The organism is Stenotrophomonas sp. 169, from assembly GCF_014621775.1.
GTDB lineage: Bacteria > Pseudomonadota > Gammaproteobacteria > Xanthomonadales > Xanthomonadaceae > Stenotrophomonas.
The window spans coordinates 2057360-2074809 of record NZ_CP061204.1 but is presented as its reverse complement, the minus strand read 5'-3'; the positions used below and the strand labels follow the sequence as shown (position 1 = coordinate 2074809).

Genomic DNA, 17450 nt, shown 5'->3' with positions numbered 1-17450 from the left:
CGCTGGATCACAGCCGACGCTGCGGTCCTGTCGCTCCCGTCCAGTGACCCGGTCGGCGGGCTGCTCCCTCCCCCCTTCCCCAGGAGACCTCCATGCAGGAGCACGCTAACGCTCATGCCCATTTCGGCTGGTTCAAGCGGCGACGCCACATGCGCGTTGGCGAAATCACCGTCGTCGACGCGCCGATGCTGCGCCGCGCGGTGGGTGCTGCGGCGCTGGGCAACGCCATGGAATGGTTCGATTTTGGCGTATATGGCTATCTCGCCGTCACGCTGGGACAGGTTTTCTTCCCGGCCAGCAATCCAGCGGCACAGCTGATCGCGACGTTCGCCACGTTCACGGTCGCCTTCCTGGTGCGGCCACTCGGCGGGCTGGTGTTCGGACCCCTCGGGGACCGCTATGGGCGACAGAAAGTGCTGGCCTGCACGATGGTGCTGATGTCGCTTGGTACGTTCAGCATCGGCCTGATCCCGACCTACGACAAAATCGGTCTGTGGGCGCCCGCGCTGCTGCTGCTGGCGCGCTTGCTGCAAGGGTTCTCCACCGGTGGCGAATACGGTGGTGCGGCCACCTTCATCGCCGAGTATTCCACCGACCGCAACCGCGGACTGATGGGAAGCTGGCTCGAGTTCGGCACGCTGGGAGGCTATATCGCCGGTGCAGGGACCGTGACCACCCTGCACCTGCTGCTGAGCACGCCACAGATGCTCGACTGGGGGTGGCGCATCCCGTTCATCGTCGCCGGCCCGCTGGGAATGCTGGGGCTTTACATGCGGATGCGGCTGGAAGAGACGCCGGCGTTCAAGGCCTATACCGAAGAAGCCGAAAAACGTGACAATGAGCGACCAGGCCTGGGCGAGCTGCTGCGCGTGCACGGTCGGCAACTGCTGGTCTGCATGGGGCTGGTGCTGGTGTTCAACGTCACCGACTACATGCTGTTGACCTACATGCCCAGCTATCTCAGCGTCACCCTCGGGTACGCCGAGAGCAAGGGGCTGCTGCTGATCATCATCGTGATGCTGGTGATGATGCCGTTGAACATCGTCGGCGGCATCTTCAGCGACCGGCTCGGCCGGCGCCCCATGATCATCGGGGCCTGCATCGCGTTGCTGCTGCTGGCCATCCCCTGCCTGCTGCTGGTACGCAGCGGTCACGATGGGCTGATCTTCCTCGGTCTGCTGCTGCTCGGCGTGGCATTGGTGTGCTTCACCAGCTCGATGCCGTCCACCCTGCCCGCCTTGTTCTATACGCCCGTGCGCTACAGCGCCTTGTCGATCGCGTTCAATGTGTCGGTGTCGCTGTTCGGTGGTACCACGCCGCTGGTTACCGCCTGGCTGGTGCACCACACCGGTGATCCGATGATCCCCGCGTACTACCTGATGGGGGCAGCCGTGATTGGACTGGTCACCATGCTCTTCGTGCGCGAAACCGCCGGCCTGCCCCTGCGTGGCTCGCCGCCTGCCGTGGCCAGCAGCCAGGAGGCCAGTGCACTGCTACGCAGCGATGCCAACGTGACCGTGGACGACCAGTTGCCATCCTTGCAGCCGGAAGCTCCCGCTGCACCGCTCCGCGGGGGCTGACGCAGCTGCGTCTGATTGGACGAAAAAACACCCCGTCGTTGCCGACGGGGTGCCTGCGCGTTCGATGACCACGTGCGCTTGCGTGGATCAGGCCGCTTTAAGGACCTGACGATAATCGTCGTGATTGGCGATTATGGTTTTTGCGCCGGTAACGTCGGTCGCCTCCCGAGCCGTCCACGCTGATTCCTCGCCACGTCGAAACCAATACAGCCCCTTCAGCTGAGCATTGGCCCCCCAATACTCACGTGGTGGAGCTGGCGGGACTCGAACCCGCGTCCGCAACGCCTCCTCTTTGCTTCATACAGCCATAACCCCGTTGCCAACGACTGCGTGAGGGTGCGTCCCGATACCGGCGACGCAGGGCTATTGAAACAGGCGCGGACACACGCAGCTTTCAGGAATCGCGCATGCGGCTCAGTGGCGCCGCTGCCGGACCAGCCCGGCCAGGGCGCGGGCGGTGCTCGCCGCAGCGGCCGGCTTCTGCAGGCGCACGCAGGCGGCATGCATCCCGCTTTCGACGGTGTCGTCATAGCCGGTGACCACCACATAGGGCAGGCCCGCCGCCTGCAGCGCCTTCACCAGGGACGCCTCTGCCCCCCGTCCGAGGTTGAGATCGACCACCGCAGCATCCACGCGGCCCGTGGACAATGCATGCAGCGCGGTGGCGGCCGCCGAATGGGGGCCATCGACCTCGGCACCGGCGCTGCGCAAGGCCGCTGCGGTGTCGTGCGCCAGATAGAAATCGTCCTCGACCACCAACACCCGGCAGCCGGCCAGCAGGGCTGCATCGCCCAGGTCGACCGACCCACCGCCCACGCCGGCACTGCTCGGCGCGTCGGTCTGCAGGATACTGTCACGCTGGCGCAGGGGGAACGAAATCTGCGCCTCGGTGCCGTCCGGACTCATGCGCATGTGGCCCTCTCCGTCCAGCTCGTACGGAATGCGCTCCTCCACCAACGCCATCCCGAAACCACGGCGACATGGCTGCTGCCAGTCGTCGCGCGGCGCATGGGTCTCCCGCCAGCGTACGTCCAGCCAGCGTTCCAGCACCCCTTCGCGCAGCGACCAGGTGACGTCGACCCGCCCGCTCGGCTCGCGCAATGCACCGTGGCGTACCGCATTGCTGGCCAACTCATGGATCGCCAGCGACAGCACTTCGGCGGCCTTCGGTGGCACCACGGTCGATGGCCCACGCAGCACCACCCGCGACTCGGTCGCCGCGTGCGAGCCCAGTTCGTCGGTCAGCAAGGTGCGCAGATCGATGCCCACATTCGCTGCACGCGTCAGCAGTGCCTGCGTGCGCGCAAGGGACATCACCCGGCCCGACAACCGCTGTGCATAGTCCTCCACGCTGGTCGCCGACTCGCGTGTCCGCAGCGTGATCGATCCGATGGTGGCCATGATGTTGCGGACGCGGTGCTGCAGTTCGGCCACCAGCACGCTCTGGTGCTCGGTCCAGCGGCGTTCGTCGGTCACATCACTGGATATTCCCGCGATGCGGGTCACCCGCCCCTGCGCATCGAAGAGTGGAAAAACGGTGTCGCGGATCCAACGGAACTGGCCATCGGACGGCCGTAACACGCGGAACTCATGTACGCGCCGGGTACCGTCGCGTACGTCGCGCAGCGTGCCGATCGCGGCGTCCCGGTCGTCGGGCACCACGCGTGCCGCCCACTCCCGCAGTTCGCAGGCCGCCTCGTCAGCGGCGATGCCGTACACCGCATCGAAGGCGGTGCTCTGCAGCTCGGCAGCCAGCGTATCGGCGTCGCGTATCCACAGCACATCGGACGAGGCCGCAGCAAACTGCCGGAAGCGCTCTTCATTGAGACGCAGGCGCTCGTTGCTCAGACGCAGCTCGGCCTCTGACCGTTCGCGCTCCACGCGTGCGACATGCTCGGCGGTGGTGTCGAACATGGTGACCAGCACGCCCTCGATGTCACCGTGGCCGTCGCGCAGCGGGCTGTAGGTGATGGTGAACCAGACATCCTGCAGCGCGCCACGCCGGTGCAACGGATAGCATTTGTCGGAGAATACGACGGTTTCGCCCTGCCACACCCGGTCGTAGATCGGGCCGTTGATGTGCCACACCTCGGGCCAGCACTCGGCGGTAGGCTGCCCCAGGCCGGCCGGGTGTTTTTCCGCCATGATCTCGGCGTACCCGTCGTTGTAGATCTGCAGCAGATCAGTGCCCCACAGCACGATCATCGGGAAGCCATGGGCCGCCATGAGATCCACCGTGGCCTGCAGGTGGGGTGGCCATGCGGCCTGCGGACCCAATGGGCATGCGGTCCAGTCATGCTGTCTGATGCGGTCGGCCATGCCGATACCGCTGAGGTCCTTCACCCGCGCGCCGGGCGCTGGTCGCTGGCCGTCGGTGCGGTACAGGGAGGGGTCCGTCTGGCTCGCCATGGGGGTGTCACCCACCCCGGATCGCAGTCGGCGGACCCATCGCGGTCTGCAGGATGCGCGTCAGCGCTTCCAGCCGATAGGGCTTGCCGCAGCGCGGGGTGTCAGCGAAGCGCTCCGGCACGTTGTCGTCGTAGCCGGACGTGAGCACGAAAGGAATATTGCGTTCAGCAAGCCGGTCCGCGAGCGGGTACACCAACTCACCGCCCAGGTTGATGTCCAGCAGGGCACCGTCGATCTCCTGCTCGTCCACCAGCTCGCCCAGTTTTTTAAGGTTTCCAGCCGGGCCTACTACATCCACACCCTGCATCTGCAGGTATTCCACGAGGAACATGGCGATGTTGTACTCGTCCTCGGCAACCAGCACCCGCTTGCCGTCCAGCCCGCCTGTGTCCTTCATCGTTCCCGTCACGCGTTCCTCCTGCTTGTGCGCGCGCTCGTTGAATGCGCTGCGCGGTGCTGCCATGGGTATGGGGTGGATGATGCTGCAGATGCAGGGCAACGCAACGTGAGGGATGGGTTCGGCAGCGGTGATTGCGCGATTTGCGTCAGATCACAGCGCCGTGGGCTCGAAACGAGGACGCTGTACGTCACCTCTGTCGAAAGGCGATATCCATGACTGCCGCCGCTCCGCTCGTGCCCGCCGCCGTCGCGCAGTCAACGACAAGCTTTCCCTTGCAGGTCATCAGCCTGACGGGCGCATGCTGGGAAGGGCGGGTGCGCGAGGCCAGCGTCCCCGGTGCAGAGGGGCGGTTGGGGATCATGGCAGGCCACCTGCCCCTGTTGGCGCCATTGCGCGAAGGTCTGGTCCGCCTGTTTCCGGAGCAAGGCGAAACGCCCGTGGACATCCATGTGACCGGCGGCTACCTGGAGGTCCAGCCTGACCAGGTCATCGTGCTGGCCGACCTCGCCTCACGCAGCAGCGCAGTGGACGCAGCACGTGCCGACGAAGCCCGCCAGCTGGCGACCTCCCCCCTGGCGGCGGCCCTCACCGACGACCGCTACAGTGCTGTGCACGCTGAACTGGTCGCCCACCTCGCCCACCTGCGCCGCCCGCTCTGCCATCGCTGAGCGGCCGCCAAGCCGATCACGACCCGCGGGCAAGGGCGGTGACCGGCTGGCGTGCCGATGCCGGTGGTTCAGCTGCTGCTGGCTGCGAGCAGGCAGAGGCTGTATGCGGGCATCAACCACACACCGGATTCGTCCGGCTGCAACGCCACCTCCGGCGTCTGCAGCAGTACCTTGCGGAATTCGGCGTCGTGCAGGGTTGCGCGGAACGGCTGCGGCTCGGCCTCCGCATTGATCAGCAGGGCCAGGCTGAGATGGCGACCGGTATCGCTCGCACCGTTGTCCACGCTGCGCCCGTCGAGCACGATCACCAGTCCCCTGCCCTCGCTGTCGTGCCAGTCGGCCGGCTGCATGGGCGCGCCGTCGGGACGCAGCCAGTGGATATCACCCGCAAGGTCGCCTTCGCGCAGGAAGCGGTTCCTGCGCAGCAGGCCGTAGCGACGACGCAGGGCCAGCAGGCGACGCACGAACGCTGCCTGTGCCTGCGCCGGTGGCTGGCCTGCGCGTTCCCAGTCTATCCACGCCAGTTCGTTGTCCTGGCAATAGACATTGTTGTTGCCGCGTTGGGAGTGACCGAACTCATCGCCTGCCAACAGCATCGGCGTGCCCTGCGAAAGCAGCAGGGTGGCCAGCAGGTTGCGCATCTGCCGTGCACGCACGCCCCGGATCACCGGGTCGTCGGTTTCGCCTTCAACGCCGTGGTTGCTGGACAGGTTGTGGCCGTGGCCATCACGGCCCTGCTCGCCGTTGGCATCGTTGTGCTTGTGTGCGTAGCTGACCAGGTCATGCAGCGTGAACCCGTCATGCGCGGTGATGAAGTTGATGCTGGCCGACGGTCTTCGGCCGTGGTGGTCGAACAGATCGGCCGAGCCGGTGAAGCGCGCAGCGAAGCCGGGCAGCTGTCCGCCGTCGCCACGCCACAGGGCACGCGCCGTATCACGGAAGCGGTCGTTCCACTCTGCCCAGCCGGGCGCGAACGCCCCCAGCTGGTAACCCCCCGGGCCGATGTCCCAGGGTTCGGCGATGAGTTTCACCTGGCTGAGCAACGGGTCCTGTCGCACGGCGTCGAGAAAGCTGCATGACGGATCGAAGCCGTGCTTTTCCCGGCCGAGGATGGTCGCCAGGTCGAAGCGGAATCCGTCCACCCGCATCTCGGTGACCCAGTAGCGCAGGGAATCCATCACCATCCGCAAGGCGCCGGCATTGGTCAGATCGAACGTGTTGCCGGTACCGGTATCGTTGATGTAGAACCGTCGGTCGTCGGCCAGCCGGTAGTAGCTGGCGTTGTCGATGCCCTTGAACGACAGCGTGGGCCCCAGCTCGTTGCCTTCGGCGGTGTGGTTGTAGACCACGTCCAGGATGACTTCCAGGCCGGCGTGGTGCATGCGGGCAACCATCTGCTTGAACTCGGCCACCGTACCCTGCGACAGATAGCGCGGGTGCGGGGCAAAGAAGCCGATGGAGTTATAGCCCCAGTAATTGCGCAGCCCCTGTTCAAGCAGATGCTGGTCATCGATGAACGCATGGACCGGCAGCAGCTCGATGGCGGTGACACCCAGATGCTTCAGGTGATCGACCATCGCGTCGTGGCGCAGGGCGGAGAACGTGCCGCGGTCTTCAACGGGGATCGCAGGATGACGCATGGTCAGCCCGCGCACGTGGGCCTCGTAGATCACCGTGTGGTCCCACGCGGTGGCAGGCGCGCGTTCATTGCCCCAGCTGAAGGCCGGATCGACCACCGCGCAACGCGGCATGTAGGCGGCGCTGTCGCGCCGGTCGAAGCTGAGGTCACGGTCGCGGTGGCCGATCGTGTAGCCGAACAGATGGGGCGCCCACTTCAGCTCGCCGACGATCTGCTTGGCATAGGGGTCCAGCAGCAACTTGTTGGGGTTGAAGCGGTGCCCCGCTTCCGGCGCATACGGACCATGCACCCGATACCCGTAGCGTTGCCCCGGCCGCGCATCGGGCAGGTAGCCGTGCCAGATCTCGTCGGTGTACTCGGGCAGCGCGATGCGTTCGCGCTCACGGCCGCGCGCATCGAACAGGCACAGCTCGACCCGGGTGGCATGCCGCGAATACAGGGCGAAATTGACACCGAGTCCGTCCCACGTCGCGCCCAGCGGATAGGGCCGGCCTTCGCGTACACGCGATGTCTGCGTCCACTTACGCGTGGCCATCTCCCGCCTCCGCCGTGACATCGGCGGGCGACGCAGCCGAATCGGACTCGCTGTCGCGGACACCCTTCATGACGGTCATGTCAGCCTGGACCAGGCGCTGGGCCATGTGCCAGTGGCGCAGCTGCTGTCCATCAGGACGCCCTTCGGCTTCCCATATCTGGTGGGCCAGGGCCGCCGTGCGTTCGTCCCGTTCCTTATCGTCCACGTTCTTCTCCCGTTTCAGTTACCCATACCGCGACCGGGCCGCCATCCAGCAGTGCACCCGGTCGGTCAATGTCCGTCGACGCCAGGCGTCGCCCATCCAGCAGATTGCGCCACGGCCGTGCGCGCAACCGGTCGTCCATGTCCTGCAGTACCGCGTGGGACGGTCGGGCGCAGCGCAGGCCGTCCATTCCCTCCGCGCGCTCCAGCACACCGCATCGGTCCACCAGCAGCAGAACCGCCTCGCCGTCGTGCTCCCGGAGCAGCGCCATGACCGCGTCATCACCCTTCACCGCCAGCTGCCGAAGCGGTGCATGGCGGTAAAGGGCGGGATGGCGCGCGCGATGCTGCAGCATCGCCGCCAGCATCAGCGCCTTGGGCGCCCCGTCAGTCCATTCCTGCAGGCCAGCGGCCCACGAGGTGGTGTCGGTCAGCCACTCCCTGCGCTGCGCGTGGTCCACGGCGCGTCGGTTGTCCGGATCGACCAGACTGAAATCCCATCCTTCGTTGCCCTGATACAGATCGGGCACGCCGGGGCAGCCCAGCTGCAGGGCGAGCTGCGCCAGACCCAGCCGCGCGCCCATCGGCGCGATACTGCGCACGAAGGCGTCCATCGCTGAACGCAGTTCGCCCGCCGCAGGGTGGCTGCCCAGCCACTCGATCCACTGCAGCGCGGCCTGTTCGGCCACTTCATCCGGCGCAGACCATCGACTGACCCGTTTGCCCTCCCGCAAAGCCTTGCGCAGCCAGTCACCGACCCGCTCGAAGTACGCAGACTGCACGGCCTCGGCCCGCAGCGGCCAGCTGCCCAGCAGCGTCTGCCACAGCATCAGCGTCTCGGCGCCTGGCAAGGGACACGGGTGTCCCGCCTGTTCGGCCAGCGTGTTCCAGTGCGTCACCTGTTCCTGCCACACCGCCACATTCCAGCTGAGCGCAGCAAGCCGACAGCGCGCATCCGGGCCCCGTTTGTGATCGTGCGTGGCGACCGCCAGCAAAGCCTGCGGCCAATGCGTGCCGCGCTCCTGCGCCAGGGCCACGAAGGCGGCGGAAGGCAGCGCGATGCGCGCGGGATCGCTGCCCACCTCATTGCGTGACAGCATGCGCGCATGTCGATAGAAGGCCGTGTCCTCCACGGCCTTCGCGTTGAGCGGTGCTGCCACCTGTTCGAATCGGGTCCGCAGCGCGGCACTTTCCAGCGTGTCCGCCGCGAGCAGGCCGACGATGCGCTGCAGCGCACTGCGCTCGGCTTCATCCAGGCTGCCCGCTGCTGCCTCGCGGGCGCGTTGCATCCACCCGTGGTCGGCCTGCGAGCGCAAGCCGTGTGTGCGGTAAACCGGGAAGTGCACGAGCAGCGCGGATGCTGCACGGGCGAACATGCCCGGGGTGAGGTCGGCAGTGGCTGCATCGTTTCCTGTCAGGGCCTGCAGTTGGCGCAGGAACCGATCCAGGTCGGGCCGCAACGAGCCGTCCAGGACCTGCTGCCGTGCCTGCCGCTGCACCGCATCGAAGTGGCGCGCATCCTGGCTGGCGGACTGCCACAGCGCCTGCAGGGCGGGTTCACTGCCCTCGGCATGCAGCACCGCACCCACCTGGTCCATGAAGTCATAACCGGTGCTGCCGTCACAGCACCAGTCCTCCGGCAGGGCCTCGCCATCGGCGAGGATCTTTTCCACGTGCAGGGTCAACGTGCCTGGCGCCTGGCCTGCGGCCGCGCCTGCAGCGTCCAGTGCGAAGCGCAGCCGGCGCAGGTAGCCGGCGGGATCGGACAAGCCATCGACATGGTCGATGCGCAGGCCCTGCACGCGGCCCTCGCGCACCAGCCGGAGCGGCAACGCATGCACTGCATCGAAGACCTCATCGCGCTCCACGCGCAGCGCTACCAGCCCGCTGATATCGAAGAAGCGGCGATAGTTCACTACGTCCGCGCCCGTGCGCCACCACGCCAGCCGATACGCCTGTCGCTGCAGCAGGTCATGCAGCCGCGCAGGCGATCGCCTGCAGCGTTCGGTCCACGTCTCCCAGCTGTCCGCCGGTGCGGGATGGCTGAGCGGCGACAGCGGCAAGCGCAGGTCATGGTGCCGCAGTTCGGGGCCTTCGCTGCCCACCTCCAGGGTCACCGCGCCTTCTGCCAGGGCGGCCTCCAGCGGACGGTCCAGCACCGGCAACCACACCTTGCCCTCGCAGCCGGGCGCTTCCCACTCGATGTCGAACCAGTCGGCGTACGCGCTGCGACGACCGTGGCGAAGCACGTCGTGCCACCACGGATTCGCCGGGCTGGCCGCCATGTGGTTGGGCACGATGTCGAGCACGATGCCCACGTCGTGCGCCTGCGCGGCCTGGGACAAACGGGCGAACCCCGCTTCCCCGCCCAGCTCTGCGCTGATGCGGGTCGGGTCCGTGTTGTCATAGCCGTGGGTCGAGCCGGCGGCAGCCTGCGCCACCGGCGACAGATACAGATGACTGATGCCAAGACGGGCGTAGTAGTCGACCTGTGCCGCTGCCGCGTCGAAATCGAAACCCGCATGCAGTTGCAGGCGGACCGTAGCGCGTAAGGTGTTCATGGGGTGCTCTCTTTGCCCCGCTGGCCCGCAAAGGCGGCGAGGCGCGCGCTGACCGCGCTTTCATCAAGTTGCAAGGGAACCCGTCGGCGCCAGTTCGGGTGTTCGCTGGTGGTGCCCGGCAGGTTCGGTTGTTCTTCCAGCCCCAGCGCATCTTCCAGCGGCAACAGGGCGAGGCGCGCCGGCGAGCGCGCCGTCAGCGCAAGGGCGTCGCGTTGCAGGTCGCCGCTGTCCAGGCCTTCGTCGGCGACCCGCTCGGCCAGCTGCTGCACTTCGCATTGGCGTTGCTGCCGTGCCGTGCGGGTGGCGGATCCGTCGTTCCAGCCAAGCCGCTGTCGCCACGCCAGGTCGGTACCGCGCAACCAGCCGGCGAGCGGTGGAAGATCATGGGTCGAGGTCATCGCCACGGCGGTTTCGCGCCAGCGTGCTGGCGGCCACACGCCCTTCTCGTCACGGCTGAAGGCCAGCACGTCCAGACCCAGCACGCCCCGCGACGCGAGTGCGTCGCGGATGCCGGGCGGCACCACGCCCAGGTCTTCGCCGATCACCAGGCAACGGTGACGCCAGGATTCAAGCACCAGCAGGTTGAGCAGGTCGTCGAACGGCTGATCGAGGTAGACGCCTTGGCCGGCGCCCGCCCCCCGCGGCACGACCCACAAGCGCCGCAGTCCCAGGATGTGGTCGATGCGGACCCCGCCCCGCTCGGCCATGACGGCGCGCAGCAGGCTGATGAACGGCGCGTAGCCCTGCGCGCGCAGGGCCAGCGGCGAATAGCCGGTGATGCCCCACGCCTGTCCGTGCGGATTGAAGGCGTCCGGTGGTGCCCCCAGTTCCAGGCCCCGCAGCACTGCATCGGCATTGGCCAGTGCCTCGATGCCGGACGGGTCGAAACCCACGGCGAGGTCTGCGATCAGGCCGATATGCATGCCCTCGCTGCGCACCTGCTGCTGCGCCTGCCGCCAGCTTTCCTGTGCCAGCCACTGCCCGAAAGCGAGCAGCGAAGCCGGCGTGCGCGACAACGCGGCCGTGTGCTGGCTCCATTGCAGCAGATCGTCACCGAGCGCCTGCATTCCGGCTTCGATGGACTGCCATTGCGCGGGCTGCTGCGTCTGCAGCCACGCAGGCAACCGGCCGATCCACTGCCATTTGGCTGCAGCGGCGGCTGGCCAGTCGATCAGCGTCGCCGCTTCATGTCGTGCCAGCGTCTGGTCGAGAACGGGGTCGGCATGCCGGACGGCGGCGGCGGCCTCGGCAAGCACCTGGAGCGGCGACGCGTGCACGGGCTCGAGCCAGCGGCGGTCGCTGGGCGAATACGGGCTGTAGGCATCGGTGATCGGCATGCTGGCGTGGATCGGCGACAGAGCCATGGACGTAGCGCCGTGCAGGCGCAGCGCCCTGCCCCACGCAAGCGCGCCGGTGCTGTCGCCGATCCCGCCATCGTCCTGACCACGCAGGCCCTGCACCTGCAGCGCGGCGCCCCACGGCCGCATGGACGCACCGGCGTGCGGGAACCACGCCTGTGCTGGCGATACGGCAACGCGTTGCTGCCGTCCGCCCTGCAGCCACATGTAGTAGCCGGGCTGCAGCGGCGCACCCCAGCGGCCACTGCGCTCACGCAGCGCCGGCTGCTCTTCACCGCTCTCGGCGCGCCAGGCGGCCGCAGCGTCGCCTGCACCGGGGATGATGAGCGGCTGACCGCATACCGTGGTCAGCAGCGGTGCGTCCGCTGTGCCCTGCTCTGCTCCCCCTCGCAAGGTGGCCAGGACGGCGCCCAGCACCTCCGGCGAGACGGTCCGTTCGATGCCACTGACGTCGGTCCAGTGCGGATGCAGGCCGGCGTCCACCGCGCGGCGCTGGAGGTCAGCGTCGCCGGGTGCCGGGCGGCTCATGACGCCACCCAGTGCACGCGGATGCCGCCGCCGGCCGCGAGCTGCGCTGCCTGCGCATCACCCTGCGCATGCAGCACCTGGCCGTCGGGCAGGCGGTGCGCAACGTCGGCTGGGCCAGCATTGAATGCCACCCACCACTGTCCTTCGGGCAGCTGCCAGCCGGCCTGGACGGCCTGCGGGCCCAGTACCCTGGCGCCCAGCGAGCGCGCACGCGCCAGCGCGGGTTGCAGGTAGCGCCTGCGCAGGGCCAGCAGCGCCGCGAAATCGTCGATATGCGCAGCGGCCAGAGCATCGTCCGCCGGTGGCAGCGCGACCCGCGAGCGTTCAAACGTGGCGATCGCGTTGGGATCCGGTATGCGGTCCCGCTCGGACTGCGAAGAAAATGCCGCAAACCCGGCGAACTCTCGACGCCTGCCCTCGCGCACGGCCTCGTCCAGCGGCGGCGCGAAGTCGGTGAAGAACTGGAACGGCTGCCGCGCGTGCCACGGCTCCCCCATGAAGACCAGCGGCACCATCGGGGTCAGCAGGGTCAGCGCCTGGACAGCGGAGGCGATCGCCGGCGTCACCTGCGTGCACAGGCGATCACCGAACGCACGGTTGCCGATCTGGTCGTGGTTCTGCGCGAAGATCACGAAATGATCGGCCGACACATCCGCACTCGGCTCGCCACGCATCTCGCCTTTGTGGTTGCGCTCACCCTGCCAGCCAAACCCTTCGGCGAGCGAGCGTGCAAGCAGCTCGGCCGCGCGATCCGCATAGTCCGCGTAATACCCCTCGCATTCCCCGGTCACCATCACATGCAGGGCGTTGTGGTAATCGTCGTTCCACTGCGCCTGGAAGCCCGCGCGCAGCCAGTGCGCCTGGTTGCGCTCGTTCTCCAGCACCAGGTGGATCGGCCGGTCCGCGCCGCAGTGCGTGCGCACACGGTGCTGCAGATCGGCAAGGAAATCGTTGGGTACGATGGTGTGCACCGCATCCAGACGCAGGCCATCGAAGCGATACTCCTGCAGCCACATCAACGCATTGTCGATGAAGAAACGGCGCACCTGCGGTTGCCGGAAGTCGATGGCTTCGCCCCAGGGCGTGGGCGCATCGGTGCGGAAAAACGCGGACGCGTAGCGCGACAGCAGATTGCCCTGCGGACCGAAGTGGTTGTAGACCACATCCAGCAGCACGGCCATTCCCTGCGCGTGTGCGTCATCGACCAGCGCCTTGAGCGCATCGGGATGGCCGTAGACTTCGGCCGGAGCGTACGGGAACACCCCGTCGTAGCCCCAGTTCCGGCGTCCAGGGAACTGCGCGACGGGCATCAGCTCCAGCGCCGTGATGCCCATCGCGGCCAGCGCAGGCAGTTGGGCGCGCAGTCCGTCGATGCCCCCACTGCAGCCGAGATGCACTTCGTAGATCACCAGTTCGTGCCACGCGCGACCTGTCCACTCGCTTTTCCACGCATGCCCGTCGACGGGCAGCAGCGCACTGGCGCCCTCTACTCCGTGCGGCTGCCAGCGCGACGCCGGATCGGGCACCTGCTCGTCGCCATCGATCCGGTACCGATATGGCGCACCGGCGCTGCCGGCGGCGTCCACGCTGAAGCATCCGTCCCCCTCCCCGTGCATCTGCAGCAGCTCGCCGTCGAGCACGAGCGCGACCTCGCGTGCATCCGGTGCCCACACGCGGAACTGATAACACCCGTCGCCGATCGGCCATGCGCCGAGGCGCCCCGCGACCGCTACGCTCATGCGTCGACCTGCAGGTACAGCGTTGACAGGGGCGGCAGTGTCAACTGCAGCGAGTGGGGTTGGCCGTGCATCGGCCGGGCCTGCGACTGCAGCACCCCGCTGTTGCCGAGATTGCTGCCGCCGTAGAACATGCTGTCGCTGTTGAGGATCTCGCGCCAGCGACCGCCCTGCGGCACGCCGACCCGATACCCGTGGCGCGGTACCGGGGTCATGTTGCTGACCACCAGCAGAGGCGGCGCCAGACCGTGTGGATCATGACGGATGAAGGCCAGCACGCTGTTGCGGTGATCATCCCCCACACTCCACGCGAAGCCGCGCTCGTCCTGCTCGTCGCGGTGCAGCGCGGCCTGCGCCTGCAGTACCCGGTTGAGATCGCCGACCAGACGGGCGACGCCCTGGTTAAGCGGCCTGCCCGCCTGTTCCCAGTCCAGCGATGCGTCGTGGTTCCACTCGTGGCTCTGGCCGAACTCGCCGCCCATGAACAGCAGTTTGCTGCCCGGGTGCGCCCACATGAGCGCGTAATACGCACGCAGGTTGGCGAAGCGCTGCCATTCGTCACCTGGCATCCGCAGCAGCAACGAGCCTTTGCCGTGCACCACTTCATCATGCGACAACGGCAGCACGTAGCGCTCGGAAAACGCATAGACCAGGCCGAAGGTCATTTCACTGTGGTGATGGCACCGGTGGATCGGATCGTGCTGCATGTAGTTCAGCGAATCGTGCATCCAGCCCATGTTCCACTTGTGGCTGAAGCCCAATCCGTCCTGCGCTACCGGCGCGGTCACGCCCGGCCACGCAGTGGATTCTTCGGCGATCACCATCACCTGCGGATGGCGCTCCAGCAGCGTGGCATTCATCCGCTGCAGGAAGGCCTTCGCCTGCAGGTTCTCGCGCCCGCCGTACTCGTTGGCGACCCACTCGCCCTCGTTGCGGCTGTAATCGCGGTACAGCATCGAGGCCACTGCATCCACGCGCAGGCCATCGATGTGGAAACGTTCGATCCACTCCAAGGCACTGCCCAGCAGGTAGCCGGCTACTTCATTGCGGCCGTAGTTGTAGATCAGCGTGTGCCAGTCCTGATGGAAGCCTTCGCGCGGGTCAGCGTGCTCGTACAGCGCCGTGCCGTCGAAGCGTTCCAGTCCGTGCGCATCGGTCGGGAAGTGGGCACTCACCCAGTCCACGATCACGCCGATCCCGGCCTGGTGGCAGCGGTCGACGAAGCGGGCGAAGTCGGCAGGGCTGCCATGGCGCGCGGTCGGCGCATAGATGCCCAATGGCTGGTAACCCCACGAACCGCCGAAGGGATGCTCGCTGACCGGCAACAGCTCGATATGGGTGAAGCCGAGATCGTGTACGTGCGGAATCAGGCGATCGCCCAGCGCGTTCCAGTCGTACGAACCGCCGTCGGTGTCGTGCTGCCAGGAGGCTGCATGCACTTCATAGATGGACAACGGGCGATGTTCGTTGCGGCTGCGCTGCTGCATCCAGGCATCGTCGTTCCAGCCGTGCGGCTCCATCGGGGCGACGCGTGAAGCCGTTGCGGGTGGCAGCTCGGCCCAGCGCGCCATCGGGTCCGCCTTGTCCGCCAGCACATGGCCGTCCGCGCCGGTGATGCGGAATTTGTAGCGCGCGCCAACCTGCACCCCCGGGATGAATATCTCCCAGACGCCGGCCTCATGGCGCAGGCGCATGGGATGGCGACGTCCGTCCCAGCTGTTGAATTCCCCCACTACGGCGACACGCCGCGCATTCGGGGCCCACACCGCGAACCGCACGCCATCGATGGCATCGACCTGCTGCGGCAGCGCACCGAGCGCGCGCATCGCCTCACCGTCACCGGCCGCGACACCGCGCAGCGCGGCATCACTGAGCAGCGGCCAGAAGCCATACGGATCATGCACGATCTGCTCGCCATCGGGCCACTGGATGCGCAGCAGGGCCAATCCCGCGTTGGGCACCTCTGCCTGGAACAAACCGTCGCCCTGCACCGCGGACAGGCGGACCTCGTTCGCCTGGCCGGCGATGCGCGCATGCACCGCGCGTGCGCCCGGCAGCAACACGCGCAGTACATGGCCGCCGCGCCCGTCACCATGCACGCCGAGCCAGGCAAACGGGTCCGCCGGCTCGCCCCGCAGCAGCGCGGTCAGCTCGGCCGGCAGGTGCGCCGCGGGCTCGTTCGGTTCATCGGGCTGCGGGTTGGCAGGATGCAGGGTCGCGTCCAGCGCCATCATGCAGCCACCTGCCGGGCCTGGCGGTACAGATCCAGGTACTGGCGCCCGGCAATGTCCCAGCCGCTGGGCCGCAGCATCGCGGCGCGCTGCATGGACTGCAGCAAGGCGGGCATGCGGAACGTACGCAGTGCGCGCTCGACGCAGCGGCGCATCACGTTGGCCGTCGGCTCGTGGAACAGGAAGCCGGTCACCCCGTCATCGACGGTATCCACCAGACCGCCGGTAGCGTGGGCGATGGGCAGGCAGCCGAAGCGCTGGGCATACATCTGGCTGAGGCCGCAGGGTTCAAAGCGGGAAGGCATCAACAGGAAGTCCGCGCCCGCGAACATCTGCCGCGCCAGTTGTTCATCGAAGCCGATCCAGGCGCCGACCTGGCCGGGAAAACGCTGGGCCAGTGCGCGCACTTCGTCTTCGACCTGCGGCTCGCCGCCGCCGATGACGACCAACTGACCACCGGCCGCGACGATCTGCGGTGCGACGTCGCAGGTGATGTCCAGGCCCTTCTGGTGCACGAGGCGACTGACCACCGCGAACAGCGGACCGTCACTGTCACGCAGGCCGAAGGCCCGACGCACGCTGGCCGCGTTCTCCGCCCGGCCGTCGCAGGCCTGCACGCTGAAATGCGCGGACAAGTGCCGATCCGAGCGCGGATCCCAGCTGGCGTCAATGCCGTTGACGATGCCACTGAGGTGCCCGCCTGCCGCGCGGCGTGCCAGCAGTTCGTCCAGCCCGCAGCCATCGGCCGGCGCGGTGATCTGCTCGGCGTAGCGCAGGCTGACGGTGTTCAGGCGCGTGGCATTGACGATGCCCGCCTGCAGGTAGGACATGTGGCCGAAGAAATGCATTTCTTCCAGATGTTCCGCGGGCACGCCGATGGCCTCGGCCAGCGCATACGGGAACAGTCCCTGGTAAGCGAGGTTGTGGATGGTCAGCAGGGTTGCCACCGGCGTGGCGTCCCAGCGCACATACGCCGCTGCAAGCGCCGTCGGCCAATCGTTGAGATGCAGCAGGCCCGGCGTCCAGTCCATGCCGGTGCGGCCGGCCGCGATCTCCGCGGCAGCGTGCGACAGGGTAGCGAACCGGATCGCATTGTCTTTCCACTCCTTGCCGGCTTCATCCACGTAAGGCGAGCCTTTGCGATCGAACAGCGGCCCGTTCAGCAGCACGTAGATCGGCAGGCCATCGGACTGCAGGGCCCGACCAATACGACTGGCCGGCAGATGGCCACGCGGTGCCACGCTGCCGACCACCTCGATCGTCGGCAGCCGTGCCAGGACCTCCGGGTAGCCCGGAATCAGGACGCGCACATCACACGCGCCCCGCAACGCGCGCGGCAGCGAAGCGGCGACGTCGCCCAAGCCGCCGGCCTTGATGAAATCGGCCATCTCCGAGACAACGAACAGGACCGGCTCACCGCATTCCACGACCGTCATGGCCGGGGTGAAGCGTCCACGCAGGTCGCGCTGGCGCGAGCGCTGGCTCGCCTTGCGCGCGCTGGAGAGGGATTGCGGGCGTTTGAACGGGGGAATGCTGCTCATGGGGCGTGCTCGATGGGGCGTGCAGGTGGGTGCACCCTGCAGCCCGGGGGAGCTGCGTGGTGG

At 67.6% G+C, this 17450-nt stretch carries 11 protein-coding genes; 2 read left to right on the top strand and 9 right to left on the bottom strand.

Going from position 1 to position 17450, the window contains the following annotated elements; all coding sequences use genetic code 11:
* Positions 1 to 92: 92 nt before the first annotated feature.
* Positions 93 to 1580: a glycine betaine/L-proline transporter ProP gene (proP, locus tag ICJ04_RS08930; protein WP_188327136.1), complete on the top strand. Its 1488-nt coding sequence runs from the start codon at positions 93 to 95 to the stop codon at positions 1578 to 1580.
* 414 nt (positions 1581 to 1994) lie between these two features.
* Here proP and ICJ04_RS08925 read toward each other — a convergent pair whose 3' ends face one another.
* Together ICJ04_RS08925 and ICJ04_RS08920 are read right to left on the bottom strand one after the other, a co-directional pair.
* Positions 1995 to 3989 carry an HWE histidine kinase domain-containing protein gene (locus ICJ04_RS08925; RefSeq protein ID WP_188327135.1) on the bottom strand — a complete coding sequence of 665 codons (1995 nt, stop codon included), beginning with the start codon at positions 3987 to 3989 and terminating at the stop codon, positions 1995 to 1997.
* A 7-nt stretch (positions 3990 to 3996) separates the two neighbouring features.
* Entirely contained in the window at positions 3997 to 4452 is a 456-nt protein-coding gene (locus ICJ04_RS08920; protein WP_223203023.1) for a response regulator, read from the bottom strand.
* 149 nt (positions 4453 to 4601) lie between these two features.
* Here ICJ04_RS08920 and atpC point away from each other — a divergent pair, with 149 nt between their 5' ends.
* Positions 4602 to 5057 (top strand): ATP synthase F1 subunit epsilon, encoded by a 456-nt coding sequence (gene atpC / locus ICJ04_RS08915; protein ID WP_188327134.1) that lies wholly within the window; start codon positions 4602 to 4604, stop codon positions 5055 to 5057.
* A 68-nt stretch (positions 5058 to 5125) separates the two neighbouring features.
* On the opposite strand, the gene glgX is transcribed toward atpC, so the two are convergent.
* Genes glgX through glgA form a run of 7 tightly spaced genes read right to left on the bottom strand, consistent with a single transcriptional unit; the run spans position 5126 to position 17387 of the window.
* Complete coding sequence (glgX, locus tag ICJ04_RS08910) at positions 5126 to 7231, bottom strand: glycogen debranching protein GlgX (protein WP_188327133.1); 2106 nt, start codon at positions 7229 to 7231, stop codon at positions 5126 to 5128.
* Positions 7218 to 7436 carry a DUF2934 domain-containing protein gene (locus ICJ04_RS08905; RefSeq protein WP_188327132.1) on the bottom strand — a complete coding sequence of 73 codons (219 nt, stop codon included), beginning with the start codon at positions 7434 to 7436 and terminating at the stop codon, positions 7218 to 7220. The genes glgX and ICJ04_RS08905 overlap by 14 nt, the downstream gene beginning before the upstream one ends.
* Complete coding sequence (treY, locus tag ICJ04_RS08900; RefSeq protein WP_188327131.1) at positions 7426 to 9993, bottom strand: malto-oligosyltrehalose synthase; 2568 nt, start codon at positions 9991 to 9993, stop codon at positions 7426 to 7428. The genes ICJ04_RS08905 and treY overlap by 11 nt, the downstream gene beginning before the upstream one ends.
* Positions 9990 to 11879 (bottom strand): 4-alpha-glucanotransferase, encoded by a 1890-nt coding sequence (malQ, locus tag ICJ04_RS08895; protein ID WP_188327130.1) that lies wholly within the window; start codon positions 11877 to 11879, stop codon positions 9990 to 9992. Before malQ ends, treY begins: the two co-directional genes overlap by 4 nt.
* A complete protein-coding gene (gene treZ, locus ICJ04_RS08890; RefSeq protein ID WP_188327129.1) occupies positions 11876 to 13618 on the bottom strand; it encodes a malto-oligosyltrehalose trehalohydrolase in 1743 nt (580 codons plus the stop codon). The genes malQ and treZ overlap by 4 nt, the downstream gene beginning before the upstream one ends.
* Positions 13615 to 15849 carry a 1,4-alpha-glucan branching protein GlgB gene (glgB, locus tag ICJ04_RS08885; protein WP_188327128.1) on the bottom strand — a complete coding sequence of 745 codons (2235 nt, stop codon included), beginning with the start codon at positions 15847 to 15849 and terminating at the stop codon, positions 13615 to 13617. Before glgB ends, treZ begins: the two co-directional genes overlap by 4 nt.
* On the bottom strand, positions 15846 to 17387 hold the full coding sequence (gene glgA, locus ICJ04_RS08880) for a glycogen synthase GlgA (protein WP_188327127.1): 1542 nt from the start codon (positions 17385 to 17387) through the stop codon (positions 15846 to 15848). Before glgA ends, glgB begins: the two co-directional genes overlap by 4 nt.
* Positions 17388 to 17450 lie beyond the last annotated feature (63 nt).